15 protein-coding genes and 1 tRNA gene are annotated in these 16,742 nt (G+C 27.8%); 12 read left to right on the top strand and 4 right to left on the bottom strand.

Annotation, left to right across the window (positions count from 1 at the left end; all coding sequences use genetic code 11):
- Window positions 1-189: 189 nt before the first annotated feature.
- Window positions 190-1,503 (top strand): branched-chain amino acid transport system II carrier protein, encoded by a 1,314-nt coding sequence (gene brnQ, locus NG901_RS03920; protein ID WP_252212444.1) that lies wholly within the window; start codon window positions 190-192, stop codon window positions 1,501-1,503.
- Between the two features lie 66 nt (window positions 1,504-1,569).
- Here the strand turns inward: brnQ and NG901_RS03915 are convergent, their stop codons facing one another.
- Window positions 1,570-2,433, bottom strand: coding sequence for a hypothetical protein (locus NG901_RS03915; protein WP_252212443.1), 864 nt, complete (start codon window positions 2,431-2,433; stop codon window positions 1,570-1,572).
- 66 nt (window positions 2,434-2,499) lie between these two features.
- Between NG901_RS03915 and NG901_RS17110 the strand changes: the two genes are divergently transcribed.
- Together NG901_RS17110 and NG901_RS03910 are read left to right on the top strand one after the other, a co-directional pair.
- On the top strand, window positions 2,500-2,625 hold the full coding sequence (locus tag NG901_RS17110) for a hypothetical protein (RefSeq protein WP_286675175.1): 126 nt from the start codon (window positions 2,500-2,502) through the stop codon (window positions 2,623-2,625).
- Window positions 2,626-2,714: 89 nt separating this feature from the next.
- Window positions 2,715-3,626 carry a DUF2935 domain-containing protein gene (locus NG901_RS03910; protein WP_252212442.1) on the top strand — a complete coding sequence of 304 codons (912 nt, stop codon included), beginning with the start codon at window positions 2,715-2,717 and terminating at the stop codon, window positions 3,624-3,626.
- A 250-nt stretch (window positions 3,627-3,876) separates the two neighbouring features.
- Here the strand turns inward: NG901_RS03910 and NG901_RS03905 are convergent.
- Window positions 3,877-3,952 (bottom strand) — tRNA-Met (locus NG901_RS03905).
- 271 nt (window positions 3,953-4,223) lie between these two features.
- Here NG901_RS03905 and NG901_RS17105 point away from each other — a divergent pair.
- The 5 genes from NG901_RS17105 to ymfI all read left to right on the top strand — a co-directional run bounded on the left by NG901_RS17105 (window position 4,224) and on the right by ymfI (window position 8,855).
- Complete coding sequence (locus NG901_RS17105; protein ID WP_286675174.1) at window positions 4,224-4,358, top strand: ASCH domain-containing protein; 135 nt, start codon at window positions 4,224-4,226, stop codon at window positions 4,356-4,358.
- Between the two features lie 120 nt (window positions 4,359-4,478).
- Window positions 4,479-5,714, top strand: coding sequence for a serine hydroxymethyltransferase (glyA, locus tag NG901_RS03900; RefSeq protein WP_252212441.1), 1,236 nt, complete (start codon window positions 4,479-4,481; stop codon window positions 5,712-5,714).
- Between the two features lie 290 nt (window positions 5,715-6,004).
- The gene (locus NG901_RS03895) at window positions 6,005-6,919 is read left to right on the top strand and encodes a metallophosphoesterase (protein WP_252212440.1); all 915 of its coding nucleotides are present in this window, start codon (window positions 6,005-6,007) and stop codon (window positions 6,917-6,919) included.
- Window positions 6,920-6,947: 28 nt separating this feature from the next.
- The gene (locus NG901_RS03890) at window positions 6,948-7,883 is read left to right on the top strand and encodes a dipeptidase (RefSeq protein ID WP_252212439.1); all 936 of its coding nucleotides are present in this window, start codon (window positions 6,948-6,950) and stop codon (window positions 7,881-7,883) included.
- A gap of 213 nt (window positions 7,884-8,096) precedes the next feature.
- The gene (gene ymfI / locus NG901_RS03885) at window positions 8,097-8,855 is read left to right on the top strand and encodes an elongation factor P 5-aminopentanone reductase (RefSeq protein WP_286674013.1); all 759 of its coding nucleotides are present in this window, start codon (window positions 8,097-8,099) and stop codon (window positions 8,853-8,855) included.
- A 269-nt stretch (window positions 8,856-9,124) separates the two neighbouring features.
- On the opposite strand, the gene NG901_RS03880 is transcribed toward ymfI, so the two are convergent.
- Both NG901_RS03880 and NG901_RS03875 read right to left on the bottom strand, forming a co-directional pair.
- Window positions 9,125-10,153: a branched-chain amino acid aminotransferase gene (locus NG901_RS03880; RefSeq protein WP_252212437.1), complete on the bottom strand. Its 1,029-nt coding sequence runs from the start codon at window positions 10,151-10,153 to the stop codon at window positions 9,125-9,127.
- A gap of 152 nt (window positions 10,154-10,305) precedes the next feature.
- Window positions 10,306-12,204, bottom strand: a complete 1,899-nt coding sequence (locus NG901_RS03875; protein ID WP_252212436.1) for an NAD(+) synthase — start codon at window positions 12,202-12,204, stop codon at window positions 10,306-10,308.
- A gap of 302 nt (window positions 12,205-12,506) precedes the next feature.
- On the opposite strand from NG901_RS03875, the gene NG901_RS03870 reads away from it, so the two are divergent.
- The 4 genes from NG901_RS03870 to NG901_RS03855 all read left to right on the top strand — a co-directional run bounded on the left by NG901_RS03870 (window position 12,507) and on the right by NG901_RS03855 (window position 16,314).
- A complete protein-coding gene (locus tag NG901_RS03870) occupies window positions 12,507-12,950 on the top strand; it encodes an NfeD family protein (protein ID WP_252212435.1) in 444 nt (147 codons plus the stop codon).
- On the top strand, window positions 12,943-13,899 hold the full coding sequence (locus tag NG901_RS03865) for an SPFH domain-containing protein (protein WP_252212434.1): 957 nt from the start codon (window positions 12,943-12,945) through the stop codon (window positions 13,897-13,899). Before NG901_RS03870 ends, NG901_RS03865 begins: the two co-directional genes overlap by 8 nt.
- A gap of 424 nt (window positions 13,900-14,323) precedes the next feature.
- Window positions 14,324-15,616: a dicarboxylate/amino acid:cation symporter gene (locus NG901_RS03860; protein WP_252212433.1), complete on the top strand. Its 1,293-nt coding sequence runs from the start codon at window positions 14,324-14,326 to the stop codon at window positions 15,614-15,616.
- A gap of 176 nt (window positions 15,617-15,792) precedes the next feature.
- The gene (locus NG901_RS03855; RefSeq protein ID WP_252212432.1) at window positions 15,793-16,314 is read left to right on the top strand and encodes a hypothetical protein; all 522 of its coding nucleotides are present in this window, start codon (window positions 15,793-15,795) and stop codon (window positions 16,312-16,314) included.
- Window positions 16,315-16,742: the final 428 nt, after the last annotated feature.

Genomic DNA, 16,742 nt, shown 5'->3' with positions numbered 1-16,742 from the left:
AATTTGTGGATAACTTTAAGGAGGCTGTATTGTAAAAGTATGATGAGTACCCCTAAAGAATAAAAAATAATCATATGCCACACCATTATTCCTGCACTGTGTTTGGAAAGGGTGTATGGCTAAAAAAATCGACGGCTCTAAAGTCGCCTTGGCGATTTTGTTCTATATAAAAGTGGAAGAGGGATGTTTATGAGAAAAAATACAGATATTATTATTATTGGTTTTGCAATATTTTCAATGTTTTTTGGAGCAGGAAATTTAATATTTCCACCATATATAGGAATGGCCTCGGGGAATGGATGGGTGATAAGTTTCTTAGGATTTATCATTTCAGATGTTGGTATGATATTATTATCAATTAATGCAATTGCAAAGGCGGGTTCTTATCAAGCAATTTTAGGGAGAGCAGGCAAGAAATTTGGGTTTTGGTTAGAATTTATTATAATGCTTTGTCTAGGTCCAATTCTTATTATTCCGAGAACTGGTGCAACAACTTTAGAAATGAGTATTAATCCAGTATTTAATTCTGTTAATCCTATTATATTTTCAATTTTATTTTTTGGCTTGACACTTATTTTAACCGTAAAGCCAACTAAGGTTGTAGATGTTATAGGAAAATTTTTAACGCCTATGCTTTTAATTGCTTTAGCCATATTAATAGTAAAAGGAGTAGTTTCACCTTTAGGTAAACTAAGTAATGCTATTGACTTAGAAGTGTTATTTTCAAATGGACTTGCTCAAGGATATCAAACTATGGATGCGCTTGGGGCAGGAGGAATTGCTGCATTTATTATGGCAACATTTTTATCAAAAGGATATAAAGACAAAAATGAAATTGTAAAGCTTACTGCAAAAGCCTCTGTAGTTGCAGGGAGTGGACTTATAATAGTGTATGGTGGTTTAACATACTTAGGAGCTACTGTATCTAATGTGTATGATGCGAATATATCTCAAACTACATTATTAATTAGTATAACAAAACAATTATTAGGAGACAAAGGTGCAATTATATTAAGTTTAGTTGTTGCTTTTGCTTGTCTTACTACGTCAATAGGCTTAACATCTGTCACTGCTAAATATTTTGAAGATGTTACTAATAAAAAAATTAAATATGAAAATATAGTGGTATTTATTTGCGTGTTTAGTGCTATTATTTCTAATTTAGGTGTTAATAGAATAATATCTATAGCTGCGCCTATATTAACTGTACTTTATCCAGTAACTCTTGTATTAGTTTTAATGGCATCTTTTAAAAATAGATTTATTAAGAATTCTACTTATAAGGGTGCAGCATATGCAACTTTAGTTATAAGTATTATTACTGTTATTGATGGTTTAGGGGTTAAAATAAGTTTTATACATAGCCTTCCTTTTGCTAGTTTAGGATTCAATTGGATTATACCTGCAATAATAGGAGGTATTATTAGTAATATAATTAGTAGTTTCAATGAAAAAATCTTTAATAAAGTAGGATATGAGAAATTGAACATCAACAAAGATTAGAATAAGTATTTCACTTGCACTCTTCTTAGGGAGAGCAAGTGTTTTTTAGTCTTATATTATTTAAAACTAATTAAGAACATTTAATCCTAAATCTAATAGATTAGCAAATAATGATAATGTATTATTTGTTGGAATAACATTATTCTTAATGTCTAATAATTTCCCAAGACCATATTTAGTATATATACTAACAGTTGGGAAGTTATTTTCATCACCTAAATCACAAATTATATCAGTTTCATTCAAAATCACTGTATTACTATTATCACTAGGATTTACAAAGTTATAAAGCCTAGTTTTATAGTCATGTCTAAGAACTTTCACTCTATCATTTATTTCTATTTTATTATTTTTATTATTTATATCATATTTTGAAATAGATGAAGTTATATTATTAATTACAAAATAATTAACATTTCTTTTGTAATTAACTTTATCTTTAAATTCCAATAATCTTTCTAAATTTAATTTAAGATCTACTAATATCTCTTCCTTTTTTAAATTATTAAAGCCTTCTTTTATGTAAATTAAATTTTCATTATCACTTAATTCTTTATTTAATATATCCATACAATTTACATAAACATCTTCAAAATAATTAAATGGTAAGGCATATTTAATATTATTTAAAATAACATAAACTTTAAATTTAGCAGAAGAAGCATCACTTCTAAATGAGTAATTAACTTCAACTAATAACATTTCGTGTAAATTTTCTGTATAAAATGTTATTTTTTCAATGCCTTTATTATATTCTGAAGTGTAATTATTATTTTTAGATAAAGATTGAGTATGTTGGTTTATTATATAAGTGCCTTTAAAGCCAAGTCCATCAGCTGAAGCTACTCTTAGTGAGGTTTTTACTGATAGCTTTTTTAAATTAATATAAGGTCTGTTTTCACATAAGTTATTTTCTGATATTATTCGCATAGTTTATCTCCTTGAGTTAGTACCAATAAAGTATTAGTTTGTATTATGAATTATAACATATTTTAAGTGAAAAGTTGTGCTTATAATTTAGGGAATTATCTTAAAGATTTAAAGTCATCTAGTGATTATGAAAATATTTTTGGAATTACGGAAAAAGATTTAGAAAATAGATGGATTGAGTATATAAAATAAAACTATTCTATGGAGAACTAATTAGGATAAGATGAACAAAAAGGTTTCCTTAAGAGTATAATATAATAAAATTTTTTTGGAGGAAAACTATGCTAAGTAGTCAAAAGTATGTCACTTTATCATTAGAATTACATCTTTTTTTTGGACGAATTATGAAGGAACATTCTTTGTTTTTAGAGGCGGGATTTACACCTAAAAACACTAAATTTTCTAAGGAAGCTGAAAATTATAAAATGGAGTTTGAAAAGCTTTTATTAGATACAGTTAAGCTAAGCGATGGAAGAGTTAGAGAATTTGTAATAGATTCTGGAGAAATTTTTACTGATTATACTTTAAGTACAGAAAAAAAGACACAGTATTATACAGGAATAAATATAAATTCTAAGATAACCGAAATGGAGAAAGAATTGAAGTGTGAAAATAAAAAACATATTGATAGTAGAACAGTAAATTGTGTGAAAAAACTTAATAATAGGGCTATAAAGTTACTTAATGGTCTTATAGACTTTAAAATGAAAGTATTAGAAAAAATGTTGAATTGTGAATTATTTACATTAAATTATCCTTTACTTATTCAACATATAATACATGAAGCTAAGTTATATCATTCATATATATGTGCGCTTGAGAATGAAGAGGATATTGGTAAAGGGGATATTGGAGAAGTTCAATTGTTTTGGGATCAGATTATGATGGAACATGCTTTGTTTATTAGAGGATTACTTGATCCTAGTGAGGATGAATTAATAAACACTTCAAGTAAGTTTGCAAAAGAATATAGTGATTTAATTGAAAAATCAGGAAATATAACTGATATGTCAATGAGCACATGCATAAATGATACATTATTAGAAACAATTAGATTAAGAGATTTTAAGAAAGCAGGTACGGAAGGGATAATTGAATGTAAAATAAAATCTATAATATTACCACTTCTTGCTGATCATGTACTAAGAGAAGCTAATCATTATATAAGAATTTTAAAGAATCATAAAAACTAACTATCCATGGAATATAAATGTTGAGAATTCTAAATAGCATAATTATTAAAAAGAGTTAGTATTAAAACTAGCTCTTTTTTTATTATAATAGCTCCTTATTTTTTTTATTTTAAATATATTCCAATAATAGAAAGGAATAAGGATAGATTATGTAAAAAATATTACTAAATAATGAATATGAGACTATAAAATAAAGAAATTGTATGTAAAAAACAAACTCTTATAATAACTATAAGAGTTTGTTTTTTTATGGTTGCGGGAGCAGGACTTGAACCTACGACCTTTGGGTTATGAGCCCAACGAGCTACCAGCTGCTCCATCCCGCGATATTATATTTTGTAAGTCGCCTTAGCTAACTTATGTACTTAGTATACCTTTATTAATATATGATGTCAAAGAAGAATAATGTCATATTATGACTTGAAAGTTAATGAGGTCTCTTAGGGTAGTAGATTACATCAAATGCTATGATATGCTCCAGATATAAAAATATGATTTTTAATTTTATATTAAATATAATTATATAGTAGTATTTAAATAATAAGTATTGTTTGGGGGAAGAATTATGAGTAATGAACATACTAGTATAAATAAAATGTGGAAAGAATATTTGAACTTAATTCGAGAAATGGACATATTGATTTTTTTAATAGGGAATTAAAAGATTTTAATAAGGAATTTGCAGAAGATATGTTGGTAGTTTGTGAAGAATTTGAAGTAATTTATAATTAAAAGAAAAAAATAGTTGATAAATTTGGTCGGAGAACTTATAATTTAATATAATAATAATTTAATATACTAAAATATGCTAAATTATAAGAAAACTTTGTAAAAAAATATTGGGGTGATAAAATGAATTTTGAACACATAAGCAGAGAAGATAATGAAATTTATGCTTTAATTGAAAAGGAATTAGAAAGACAACAAAATGGAATTGAGTTAATAGCTTCAGAAAATGTCGCAAGTGAAGCTGTAATGGAGGCTATGGGTTCCTATTTAACAAATAAATATGCTGAAGGATATCCAGGTAAGAGATACTATGGTGGATGTTATGTAGTAGATGGCGTTGAAGAAATAGCACGTGAAAGAGCTAAGGAGTTATTTGGAGCAGAACATGCAAATGTTCAACCACATTCTGGTTCACAAGCTAATATGGCTGTTTATTTTACAATTTTAGAACATGGGGATACTGTATTAGGTATGGATTTAAGCCATGGAGGTCATTTAACTCATGGTTCACCAGTTAATTTTTCAGGAAAATTATTTAACTTTGTATCATATGGAGTAGATAAGGATACTGAAGAAATAAATTATGATGTAGTAAGAGAATTGGCTATAAAGCACAAACCTAAGTTAATAGTTGCAGGTGCAAGTGCATATTCAAGAATAATAGATTTTAAGAAGTTTAGAGAAATTTGTGATGAAATTGGAGCATACTTAATGGTTGATATGGCTCATATTGCTGGGCTTGTAGCAGCAGGATTACATCCATCACCAGTACCATATGCAGATTTTGTTACATCTACAACACACAAAACTTTAAGAGGTCCAAGAGGTGGATTAATACTTTGTAAGGAAAAATATGCTAAGGACTTAGATAAAAATATATTCCCAGGAATGCAAGGTGGTCCATTAATGCATATTATAGCAGCGAAAGCAGTATGCTTTAAGGAAGCTTTAGATCCAAGTTTTAAAGAATATATGGCAAGCGTTGTAGAAAACTGTAAAGAGCTAGGTGAACAACTAGTAAAAAGAGGATTTAAGCTAGTATCTAATGGAACAGATAATCATTTAATTCTTGTAGATTTAAATAACAAAGATATTACAGGAAAAGATGCTGAAAAATTATTAGATGAAGTAGGAATTACTCTTAACAAAAATACAGTACCAAATGAAACTAGAAGTCCTTTTGTAACTTCAGGAGTTAGAATAGGTACAGCTGCTATTACAACTAGAGGATTTGAAAGAAAAGACATGGAAGAAATAGCAGATATAATCAACGAAACAATCATTAATAGAGATAAAGACTTAGAACAATATAAGCAAAGAGTAAAAGCTTTATGTGAAAAGTATCCTCTATATAAATAATAATTGAATTTAATTATTTAAGATAAGCTGTCTCAAAATAGAAATATAATTTCTGTTTTGAACAGCTTTTTTTCATGTAAGGCTGTGTTTTAGTAGAGTGTTGATATATACATAAGCAAAATGGACTGAGTAATTGAACTTAGGAATGCTAAGATGAGTATAGTCCAATTACAATGCCACTTTACCTATTATATATATCAACACATATTTAAAACAGAACCTTATATAATTAACCACACATTTAATAAATGCATATAATAGATAGAATTAATTTTAAATAGGGTTTTATAATGAATGGTAAATTTATTAAGAGAATATCAAAAGATAGTCCAGTATTAGAATTTGATAAAAATTCTAAAATAGTTTTTATAAGCGATATGCATAGAGGTGATGGTGGAAATGCGGATTCATTAAGGCCTAATAAAAATATATACAAAGCAGCTCTTGGATATTATTTGAAGGATGACTTTAACTTAATTGAAATAGGTGATGGGGATGAATTATGGAAAAATAAGAATTGCATAGATATAGCTTATAATTATGATGATATATTTAAAATATTAAATAAATTTAATGCTAAAAAAAGATTATATTTACTTTATGGTAATCATGATATGGTAAAAGCTAAACCTAATTTTATACCTAAGCAAGAAAAATTACTTGCTCAAATAGGATATAATTTTGGTAAAGAGTTAGTTAAACTTTATAATAATATACAATTTCATGAAGGCCTTGTTTTGAGATATACTCCAACGAACAAAGATATATTAGTTTTTCATGGTCATCAAGTAGATTTTATGAATTGTGAGTTATGGAAAATAAGTAGATTTTTAGTTAGATATGTTTGGAGAATATTAGAAGGCTTTGCAGGCTTTAAGGCTCCAGTGAGTCCGGCTAACAACTATGGAAAAGGAAGTAAAATTGATGAAATTTTAGAGAGAACAGCAAGAAAAGAAAAAAGAATGCTTATTTGTGGACATACCCATCATGATGTTTTTCCAGAAGCGGGAAAGGGTCTTTATTTTAATGATGGATGTTGTGTATTTCCGTCAACAATAACTACAATTGAAATAGTAGATGGTCAAATATATTTGATAAAATGGAGTGTAGAAGTTGATGAAAAAAATAGTTTATATATAAAGAGAAGCATAATAGGGGGACCAGAGAAAATTGAAAAATATTTAGATTATGCAAAAAGATTATAAAATGAAATAAATTTTGGAGGAAAAATAAATGAATTTTATTGATTTACATTGTGATACTGCAAGTAAAATATACTATGATAAATTAAACATAAAAAATGATGTTTGTAAGGTTACTTTAGATAAATTAAAAAAAGGAGAGGCTTTAGCACAAGTATTTGCTTTTTTTATAGATCAAGACATTACTAAAACTCCTTTTGAAGAGTTTTTAAAGCTTTATAATAACTTTAAACTTGAATTAGATAACAATTCAAATAAAATAGAAATTGTAACTAATATAAAAGAGTTAGATGAATGTAATAGAAAAAATAAAATAGGAGCATTTTTATCTATAGAAGAAGGGGAAGTAATAGAAGGTGATGTTGAAAAGTTAAGAGAAGTTTATAGAATGGGAATTAGAATAATTACAATCACTTGGAATTATGAAAATAAGCTTGGATACCCAAATGCAAACTATATTTTTAAAGAAAATGGATTAACATCTTTAGGTAAAGATATATTACAAGAGATGGAGATTTTAGGTATTATACCAGATGTATCGCATTTATCTGATGGTGGATTTTATGATTTGGTTAAATTATGTAAGAAACCTTTTATAGCATCACACTCTAATTCACGTGCAATAACTAATCATCCTAGAAATCTTACTGATGAAATGATAAAATTATTGTCAGATAAAGGTGGAGTAATGGGAATAAATTTTTGCTCTAGTTTTTTAGGCAATGAAGAAATATCTTCTATAGAAGAAATGCTAACGCATATAAAGCATATAAGAAATATTGGAGGAATCGATGTTATAGCTCTTGGTAGTGATTTTGATGGAATAGATAATGAGGTTGAAATACAAAATTGCTCAGAGTTTTATAAGCTATATGATGTGCTTAAGAAAAATGGATTTACAGAAAATGATGTAGAAAAAATCTTCTACAAAAATGTTAAAAGAGTTTTTAATGAGGTGTTAAAATAGACTTTATATTAGAAGATGTTTTGGGAAGGTGTGAATAGATGTATAAGTAAAATTGAGTAGATTATAGTAATTAAATCTAAGAATATTAAAATTGCAAAACTATTTTACTTACTGATTATATTACACATATTAAAAATATAGGGCTATAATTAAAATACGATTGAATAAATTGATAATTTTAAAAATAATATACTGAGTATTAAAATAGATAAGATGAGGAGAAAAAACGTGGGAAAATTAGTTGGGAAAATAGCAATCGTGACTGGTTCTTCAAGAGGGATTGGAAGGGGAATTGCTGTAGAATTGGCAAAAGAAGGCGCAAGCGTTATTATAAATTATTCTAAAGATGATGATGGTGCAAATGAAACACTGCAAGAAATAAAAGATGTTAGTGGATATGGTGCAGTATATAAGTGTGATATATCTTCTTATGAAGAAAGTGAAAAGTTAGTACAACATACTATAGAGAAGTTTGGGAAAGTAGATATATTAATTAATAATGCAGGAAAAAGTAATATAGGATTATTTATGGATTTAACTAAGGAAGATATTGATAATTTATTAAATACAAATTTAATAGGAGCTATGTATTTAACGAAACATGTTATTAAAGATATGATATCAAGACAATATGGATCAATCGTAAATATTTCATCTATGTGGGGGGAAGTGGGAGCTTCGTGTGAAGTGGTTTATTCTACTACAAAAGGTGGAATAAATCTATTTACGAAATCCTTAGCAAAAGAAGTAGCAGCATCTAATATAAGGGTAAATTGTGTTGCACCAGGAGTTATAGATACACAAATGAATGCTTTTTTACAAGGTGATGATAAAAAAGCATTAGAGGAAGAAATTCCAATGATGAGATTTGGAAATGCAAATGAAATTGGAAAAATAGTTTCATTTTTATGTAGTGATGATTCTTCTTATATAACAGGTCAAATTATAAGAGCTGATGGTGGATATATTTAAATAATGGGCTGTGTTTTAAAAGTGCATTGATATATGCATAAGTAAAGTGGACTAAGTAATTGAACTTAGGAATACTAAAATGATAAATACTGGAAAGTATAAATTAAATAGTATAAAAAGCAAGGTAGATAAAAATATTTTAATTAATATTTTTTTAGGATACCTTGCTTTTTATTTTAATTTTACTTTTTTTAAAGTAAGCTTCTTTACTTTAAAAGTTTTATGCTATAATATTAAAACTTGTTTAAAATATAGTATAAATTAAAAATCTATTTAACTTCGTATATCCATCCTTCAGGAGCTTCTACATCACCTGTTTGGATTCCAGAAAGTATTTCATATAATTTCTTTATTGTAGGTCCAACTTCAGTTTCGCTATGGAACACAAATCTCTTTCTGTTATAATCTATAGCCCCAATTGGAGTTATTACAGCAGCAGTACCACAAGCACCAGCTTCTGCAAATTCATCTAATTGATCAACAAAAACTTCTCTTTCATATACTGGCATATTTAAATAATGTTCAGCTATATAAAGTAAAGAATATTTTGTTATACTAGGTAATATTGATGAAGATTTAGGTGTTACAAATTCATTATTTTTAGTTATTCCTATAAAGTTTGCAGCCCCAACTTCATCGATTTTTGTGTGGGTAGTAGGATCTAAATAAATACAATCTGCATATCCAGCATCGGTAGCTTTTTTATGAGCTTCAAGAGAGGCTGCATAATTACCACCAACTTTTTGTTTTCCAGTACCGTGTGGAGCGGCTCTATCAAATTCATCTTGAACGATAAAGTTACAAGGTTTTAATCCACCAGAGAAGTAAGGTCCTACTGGCATACAAAATACTGTAAAAATATATTCAGATGCTGGCTTTACGCCGATATTATCTCCAACTCCCATTATAACAGGTCTAATATATAAAGTTGCACCAGTACCGTATGGTGGAACAAAATGTTCGTTAGCTTTAACAACTTGCATACATGCGTCTATAAATTTTTCTTCAGGAATATTTGGCATAAGAAGTTTATCACAACTTTCATTCATACGAGCAGCATTTCTATTAGGTCTGAATAATTGTATTTTCCCTTCTTTTGTTGTATAAGCTTTTAATCCTTCAAAAGAACTTTGACCATAATGAAGAACAGTAGAAGCTTCACTCATTTTAAGCATATTATCTTCTACAAGCTTACCATCATCCCATTTACCATCTTTCCAAGTTGAAATATAACGATAATCTGTTTTTATGTAACTAAATCCTAGTTTACCCCAATCCATATCAACTTTTTTCCCCATTGTACATTCCTCCATATCTATAGGCTTATTGCCTTTATTTAATACATTTTATTCTAACACTACTAAAACAAAATTTCTATAGTTAAGCATAAAAAGTCTCTATTTATTACTAGATTAATAACATAATTATAAAAATATTGATTAATTTATAATTATTTCCAAGGTTCTGCATCTGAAGGCATTCTCCAATCTCCTCTAGGACTTAAAGAGATACTTCCCACCTTTGGACCATCTGGTAAAGCGCTTCTTTTAAATTGTTGAGTGAAAAATCTCCACATAAATTTATTAAGCCATTTTTCAATTTCTTCATCACTATAATCATCTTTAAATGCTTCTTTAGCCAAAAATAAAATTCTATCTTTTGATGATCCATGCTTTATAAAGTTATATAGGAAGAAATCATGAAGTTCGTAAGGTCCTACTATATCTTCAGTCTTTTGCGAAATTTCTCCATTTGCATCTTTAGGAAGTAATTCTGGACTTACAGGAGTATCTAAGATATCAATAAGTGTTTTACTAACTTCTGCGTTAGATTCCTTTTCAGCAACATATCTAACCAAATATCTAACTAATGTTTTTGGTATAGATGGATTTACTGAATACATTGACATGTGATCACCGTTATAAGTACACCATCCAAGGGCTAGCTCGGATAAATCACCAGTTCCTATTAAAAGACCTTGTTCTTTATTAGCTAAATCCATTAAAATTTGAGTTCTTTCTCTTGCTTGAACATTTTCATAAGTAACGTCATGAATATTTTTATCATGTCCTATGTCTTTAAAATGTTGAAGAGAAGCATCTACTATATTTATTTCCCTTAAATCACAATTTAATTCTTTGCATAAAGTTAATGCATTGTTATAAGTTCTATCTGTTGTTCCAAAACCAGGCATTGTTATAGTAACTATATTACTTTTATCTAAGTTAAGTAGTTCGAATGTTTTAACTATAACAAGAAGTGCAAGGGTAGAGTCTAATCCTCCAGATATTCCAATTACAGCTTTTTTAGAACTTGTATGTTCAAATCTTTTAGCTAAAGCAGCACTTTGGATATTAAATATTTCCTTACATCTTTCTTCACGCTCTATTTTAGATGATGGTACAAATGGATGTTTATCTATAAATCTGTCAAAGTGACTAATATTAGTACAGCCAAATTTAAAGTTTATTATATGAGGTTTTTTTCCTGTGAATTTAGTAGCATCTCTAAAGCTAAGGTTTTTTAGTCTTTCAGATTTAAGTTTAAAAATATCTACACAAGAGTAAATAACTTCATTTTCTCTTTGGAATCTTTCATTTTCTTTTAAAATAGAACCATTTTCACTTATCATTAAATGTCCACTGAATAATAAATCTGTAGAGGATTCATGCACTCCGGCAGAAGAATATACATAACTACAAAGACATCTAGCACTTTGATTTGAAACAAGACTTTTTCTATAATCTTTTTTGCTTACTAATTCATTTGAAGCAGATAAATTTCCTATTATATGTGCACCTAATAAAGAGAGGTATGAACTAGGAGGTATAGTTACCCATAAGTCTTCACATATTTCAACTCCGAAATTAGCTATTTGAGAAGAAAAGATGAGATTTGTTCCGAAAGGTACATTTTTTTGAATAGGTAAATCTATTTCTTGCGTTTCTAAAGAAAGTCCTTCTGTAAACCATCTTTTTTCATAAAATTCACTATAGTTGGGTATATATGATTTAGGAACTATACCTAATATTTTACCTTTGAAAAGCAAATAGGCACAATTATAAAGCACACTATTTATAAGTAGTGGTGCTCCAAGCGCAATTAACATATCACAATTTTCTGTAGCATTTAATATTTGATTTATTCCAGTTATTGATTTGTTTAATAAAGTATCATTTAAGAATAAATCTCCACATGTATATGAAGTTACACAAAGTTCTGGAAAAACTATAAATTTACTATTATTACTTTTAGCATCATCTATACATTTCAAAATATTAGATATATTATAATTGATATCTCCAACTTTAGTTTTTGGACATGCGGATGCAATTTTTATAAAATCCATATTAGATCAACTCCAATTTTTTTAGTATATGCTTTTAGTATAACCAAATAGCATTTGTATATATAATCATAATATGCTGAAAATTATATAAAATCAATTGGAATATGTTCGATAATAGTATATATGGTATTTTAAAGAAAAGTAAGGGATGGTAAATAATTGCTTAAAAGATAAGAAATATGTTGTAATAAAGTAATTAATACTGTATAATAGAGTTATCTTAAATAATTAATTGTTGCATATTAATTAATGGTATACTAATATTAAGAAATTTAGGAAATAAAAGAAAAGGGGTGAAGGTGATGGGAAGTATAATCTTCTGGATTGTGATTGCGGTTGCAGCATTTGTGATTGATGTTTTTACCAGCAGTTTTTTATTTGTATGGTTTTCCATAGGAGCACTTACAGCAATTTTTGCAGCTGGATTGAAAGCTACTTTTTTGTTGCAAGTAATAATATTTTTAATAGTAGGAATAATATCAATATCAATAGGATATCCATGGATAAGAAAGAAATATAAAAACTCAGAACATAGAATACCGCTTATGGAAGAGACATATATAGGCAAAGTTATAACAGCAGAAGAAAATATAGACCAAAAAGCAACCTTAAAAATCAATGGAATATATTGGACTGTAGTTAATGAAGGGCAGAATATTCAGGCAGGCGAAAGGTTCATTATTACAAGCATTGATGGAGCAAAATTTAGAATTAAAAAGTTAGAGGAGGAAAACAAAAATGTTTAGACTTATAGGAACACCACTAATATTAATATTTATAATATTTACAATATTTTCGTCAATAAAAGTAGTAAATACAGGGTATTTATGTATTGTAGAAAGATTTGGACAATTCAGTAGAGTATTGGAACCAGGATGGCATTTCTTAATACCTTTTGTTGATTTTGTTAGAAGAAAAGTTTCAACAAAACAACAAATTTTAGATGTACCACCACAATCAGTTATTACTAAAGACAATGTAAAAATTTCAGTTGATAACGTAATATTCTTTAAAATGTTAAATGCTAAAGATGCAGTATACAACATAGAGGATTATAAATCAGGTATAGTTTATTCAGCAACAACAAATATAAGAAATATTCTAGGTAATATGAGTTTGGATGAAATACTAAGTGGTAGAGATTCAATAAACCAAAACCTTTTAAGTATAATAGATGAAGTTACTGATGCATATGGTATAAAGATTTTAAGCGTTGAAATAAAGAATATTATACCACCTGCTGAAATTCAACAAGCTATGGAAAAGCAAATGAGAGCTGAAAGAGATAAGAGAGCTATGATACTTCAAGCAGAGGGGCTTAGACAATCTCAAATAGAAAAAGCTGAAGGAGAAAAGCAATCTCAAATACTTAAAGCTGAAGCAGAAAAGGAAGCTAATATTAGAAGAGCAGAAGGTTTAAAAGAATCTCAATTACTTGAAGCAGAAGGTAAAGCTAAAGCAATTGAACAAATAGCCATTGCAGAATCAGAAGCGATAAGAAAAGTTAATACTGCGATTATTGAATCTGGGACTAATGAAACAGTTATTGCCTTAAAGCAAGTTGAAGCTCTTAAAGAAATGGCGTTAAACCCAGCAAATAAGCTTATATTACCAAATGAAACTTTATCATCACTTGGAAGTATAGCTGCAATTGCAGATACATTAAAAGATGTTTCTAAAAAGAAGAATGATTAAAAATTTATAGAATTTATTTTAGGCATATTAGGTTGCCACCTAATATGCTTTTTTTGTTACATAAAATTTGAGCAAATATAAGTTCGGAGAGCTTTAATTTTAAATTAAAGAGGAAAAATAAGATGTAAAGAAAAAAATCTAAACTTTTAGAACATGTAGATCCTGCATATAAACTTTAGATTTAATGTGAATTATTTTATATAATAAAATTCAATTGTGTCAAAAGTATGTAAAATGAATAAGTGAATTGTAGTTTATTCATAAAATTACAAAAAATATTATATACTATTAAAAAATTTAATATGATATAAGTAGATAAACTCACAAATATATGGACAATCTTTGAACTGTAGAATATAATATAAATATAACAAATGCAAGAAAATAATTTTATAATTCATTTTCAAATGATTGGGGGGACTTTATGAAAAATAAATTAGGTTTGACTACAAAGGTATTTATTGCGTTAATACTTGGAGCAATCTGTGGTATAATTTTATATAACTTTGTTCCAAAAGGAACGATTAGAGATGTTATCTTAATTGATGGGGTATTTAAGATATTAGGAAAAGGATTCTTAAGGGCAATGCAAATGCTTGTAGTACCGTTGGTGTTTTGTTCACTAGTATGTGGTAGTTTAGCAATAGGTGATACTAAGAAGCTTGGAAAAGTTGGTATAAAGACAATGGCATTTTATATAGCTACTACAGCAATTGCTGTAACTATAGCTATTAGTGTTGGAAAACTTATAAATCCTGGAATAGGTCTTGATATGTCTAGTATTCAAATAACTGAACCAACTATAGCTGAAAGTAAAGCATTTTCTGATGTGATTTTAGATATAATTCCAATAAATCCAATAAATGCATTAGCAGAAGGAAATATGCTTCAAATAATATTTTTTGCGATGATGGTAGGAATTATTTTAGCTACTTTAGGGAAAAAAACAGAAATAGTAGCTGATTTCTTTAAGGCAAGTAATGAAATAATGATGAAAATGACAATGATAGTTATGGAAGTTGCACCTATAGGAGTTTTTTGCTTGATAGCAACTACATTTGCAACTATTGGATGGGATGCATTCACGCCTATGTTAAAGTATATGAGTGCTGTTTTCTTAGCTTTAGCATTACAATGTTTAGGAACATATATGATAATGCTAAAAGGATTTTCTAATCTTAGCCCTATAAAGTTTCTTAAGAAATTTGCACCAGTAATGAGTTTCGCATTTTCTACGGCAACATCAAATGCGACTATTCCTTTATCAATAGATACACTGAGTAAAAAGATTGGTGTATCTAAGAAAATTTCATCTTTTACTATACCGTTAGGAGCAACTATAAATATGGATGGAACAGCAATAATGCAAGGAGTTGCTGTTGTATTTGTAGCACAAGCATTTGGAATAAATCTTGGTATAAATGACTATATAACAGTAATACTTACTGCAACATTAGCATCTATAGGAACAGCAGGAGTGCCGGGTGTTGGACTTATTACATTATCAATGGTATTTAATTCAGTAAATTTACCTGTAGAAGGTATAGCTTTAATCATGGGCATAGATAGAATATTAGATATGACTAGAACTGCTGTTAATATTACAGGTGATGCTATTTGTACAACCATAGTAGCAAAACAAGAAGGTGAATTTAATGAAGAAATATTTGAAAATGAAGACGAAGTTATAGATGAAAATATTATAGAAGCTTTATAAATATATGTTAAAATAAAGTATCTCTAAATGATTATGAAATCATTTTGAGGTGCTTGTTTTTATTTTTTTAGTACTGATTAGTCTAAAAACATTGAATAAAAGATACAAAAGTATTAAAATATGATACATAAGTAAAATACATATGAAAATTATAAGTTTTTGTTTGAGGTGAATAAATGAAAAAAAGAAATTTAATAATATCTATGGGTTTAATTTTTATTTTGGGATTTAGTCTAATAGGGTGTAATTTACAGGATGATTATGTTTTGACTGTAAAACAATCAGAAGATGAAACACCATCTTCAGAAAAGGTTGATGATATATTTGATTCAGATGACATTCAAGAATTAAAAGACAAATTAAGAGATACTCCATCTGAAATAGCAGATAAAATGGACGAGTTTGATGAAGATAAAGAAAGAATTATGAAAGAATTCGCAGATAAAGCTGATGAATTAACAGATAAATTAAATCAAGCTGACCTAGAAGGAAAGAGTGAAGACTTAAAGGATAAATTCGATGAAATAACAGACAAATTAGACGAACTTAAAGATAATGTTGATGAAGCTAAAGATAAAATTGAAGATAAAAAAGATGAGGACATTATTGATAAAACAGAGGTGACAGATTTAAAAGATCAATTTGAATTACAAATTGAAAATTTACAAAATGCACTTGATAGATTTGGAAAGAAATAAAAACATAAATGTTATGTTTTGGTAGTACATTTATATAAAACAGAGCTAATAATGAAAAACAGGGTATAAGAAAGTATATTTTATTTTCTTATACCCTTGTTTTTATAAGTATTTTAAAAAGTTAACAAGTAAATAGTACTAACTATAAGAGACTAAATTTTTATTATATATAAATAAGGATTAATTTTATTATGCCCCTATTTTATTTAATTCATACTTATTTTTGTGATTAATATTTTCTAAAACATTTAAATTTTTCTGAAAACCAACAATGAAAAAATTAAAATTAGGATATGTTTTAAATGCGTGTTGATATATGCAATAGGTAAAGTGGCATTGTAATTGGACTTTGAGAATTCTTAATGAATATTGTCACATTTACTGCTTGTCTCAATTTTATATTGGGAGCAAGCTAAAATGGGACTATA

The organism is Clostridium sp. CMCC3677, assembly GCF_023845585.1.
In the GTDB taxonomy this organism is placed as follows: domain Bacteria; phylum Bacillota; class Clostridia; order Clostridiales; family Clostridiaceae; genus Clostridium; species Clostridium aquiflavi.
The sequence above is the reverse complement of the archived record's forward strand: the minus strand, read 5'-3'. Positions and strand labels throughout refer to the sequence as shown.

Bases quoted from the DNA above. Each gene is read 5' to 3' on its own strand.
- NG901_RS03890 (WP_252212439.1), top strand. From the start codon at position 6,948: ATGAATTTTATTGATTTACATTGTGATACTGCAAGTAAAATATACTAT.
- brnQ (WP_252212444.1), top strand. From the start codon at position 190: ATGAGAAAAAATACAGATATTATTATTATTGGTTTTGCAATATTTTCA.
- NG901_RS03855 (WP_252212432.1), top strand. From the start codon at position 15,793: ATGAAAAAAAGAAATTTAATAATATCTATGGGTTTAATTTTTATTTTG.
- NG901_RS03875 (WP_252212436.1), bottom strand. From the start codon at position 12,204: ATGGATTTTATAAAAATTGCATCCGCATGTCCAAAAACTAAAGTTGGA.
- NG901_RS03910 (WP_252212442.1), top strand. From the start codon at position 2,715: ATGCTAAGTAGTCAAAAGTATGTCACTTTATCATTAGAATTACATCTT.
- NG901_RS03880 (WP_252212437.1), bottom strand. From the start codon at position 10,153: ATGGGGAAAAAAGTTGATATGGATTGGGGTAAACTAGGATTTAGTTAC.
- NG901_RS03895 (WP_252212440.1), top strand. From the start codon at position 6,005: ATGAATGGTAAATTTATTAAGAGAATATCAAAAGATAGTCCAGTATTA.
- NG901_RS03915 (WP_252212443.1), bottom strand. From the start codon at position 2,433: ATGCGAATAATATCAGAAAATAACTTATGTGAAAACAGACCTTATATT.
- NG901_RS03865 (WP_252212434.1), top strand. From the start codon at position 12,943: ATGTTTAGACTTATAGGAACACCACTAATATTAATATTTATAATATTT.
- NG901_RS03870 (WP_252212435.1), top strand. From the start codon at position 12,507: ATGGGAAGTATAATCTTCTGGATTGTGATTGCGGTTGCAGCATTTGTG.
- glyA (WP_252212441.1), top strand. From the start codon at position 4,479: ATGAATTTTGAACACATAAGCAGAGAAGATAATGAAATTTATGCTTTA.
- ymfI (WP_286674013.1), top strand. From the start codon at position 8,097: ATGAGGAGAAAAAACGTGGGAAAATTAGTTGGGAAAATAGCAATCGTG.
- NG901_RS03860 (WP_252212433.1), top strand. From the start codon at position 14,324: ATGAAAAATAAATTAGGTTTGACTACAAAGGTATTTATTGCGTTAATA.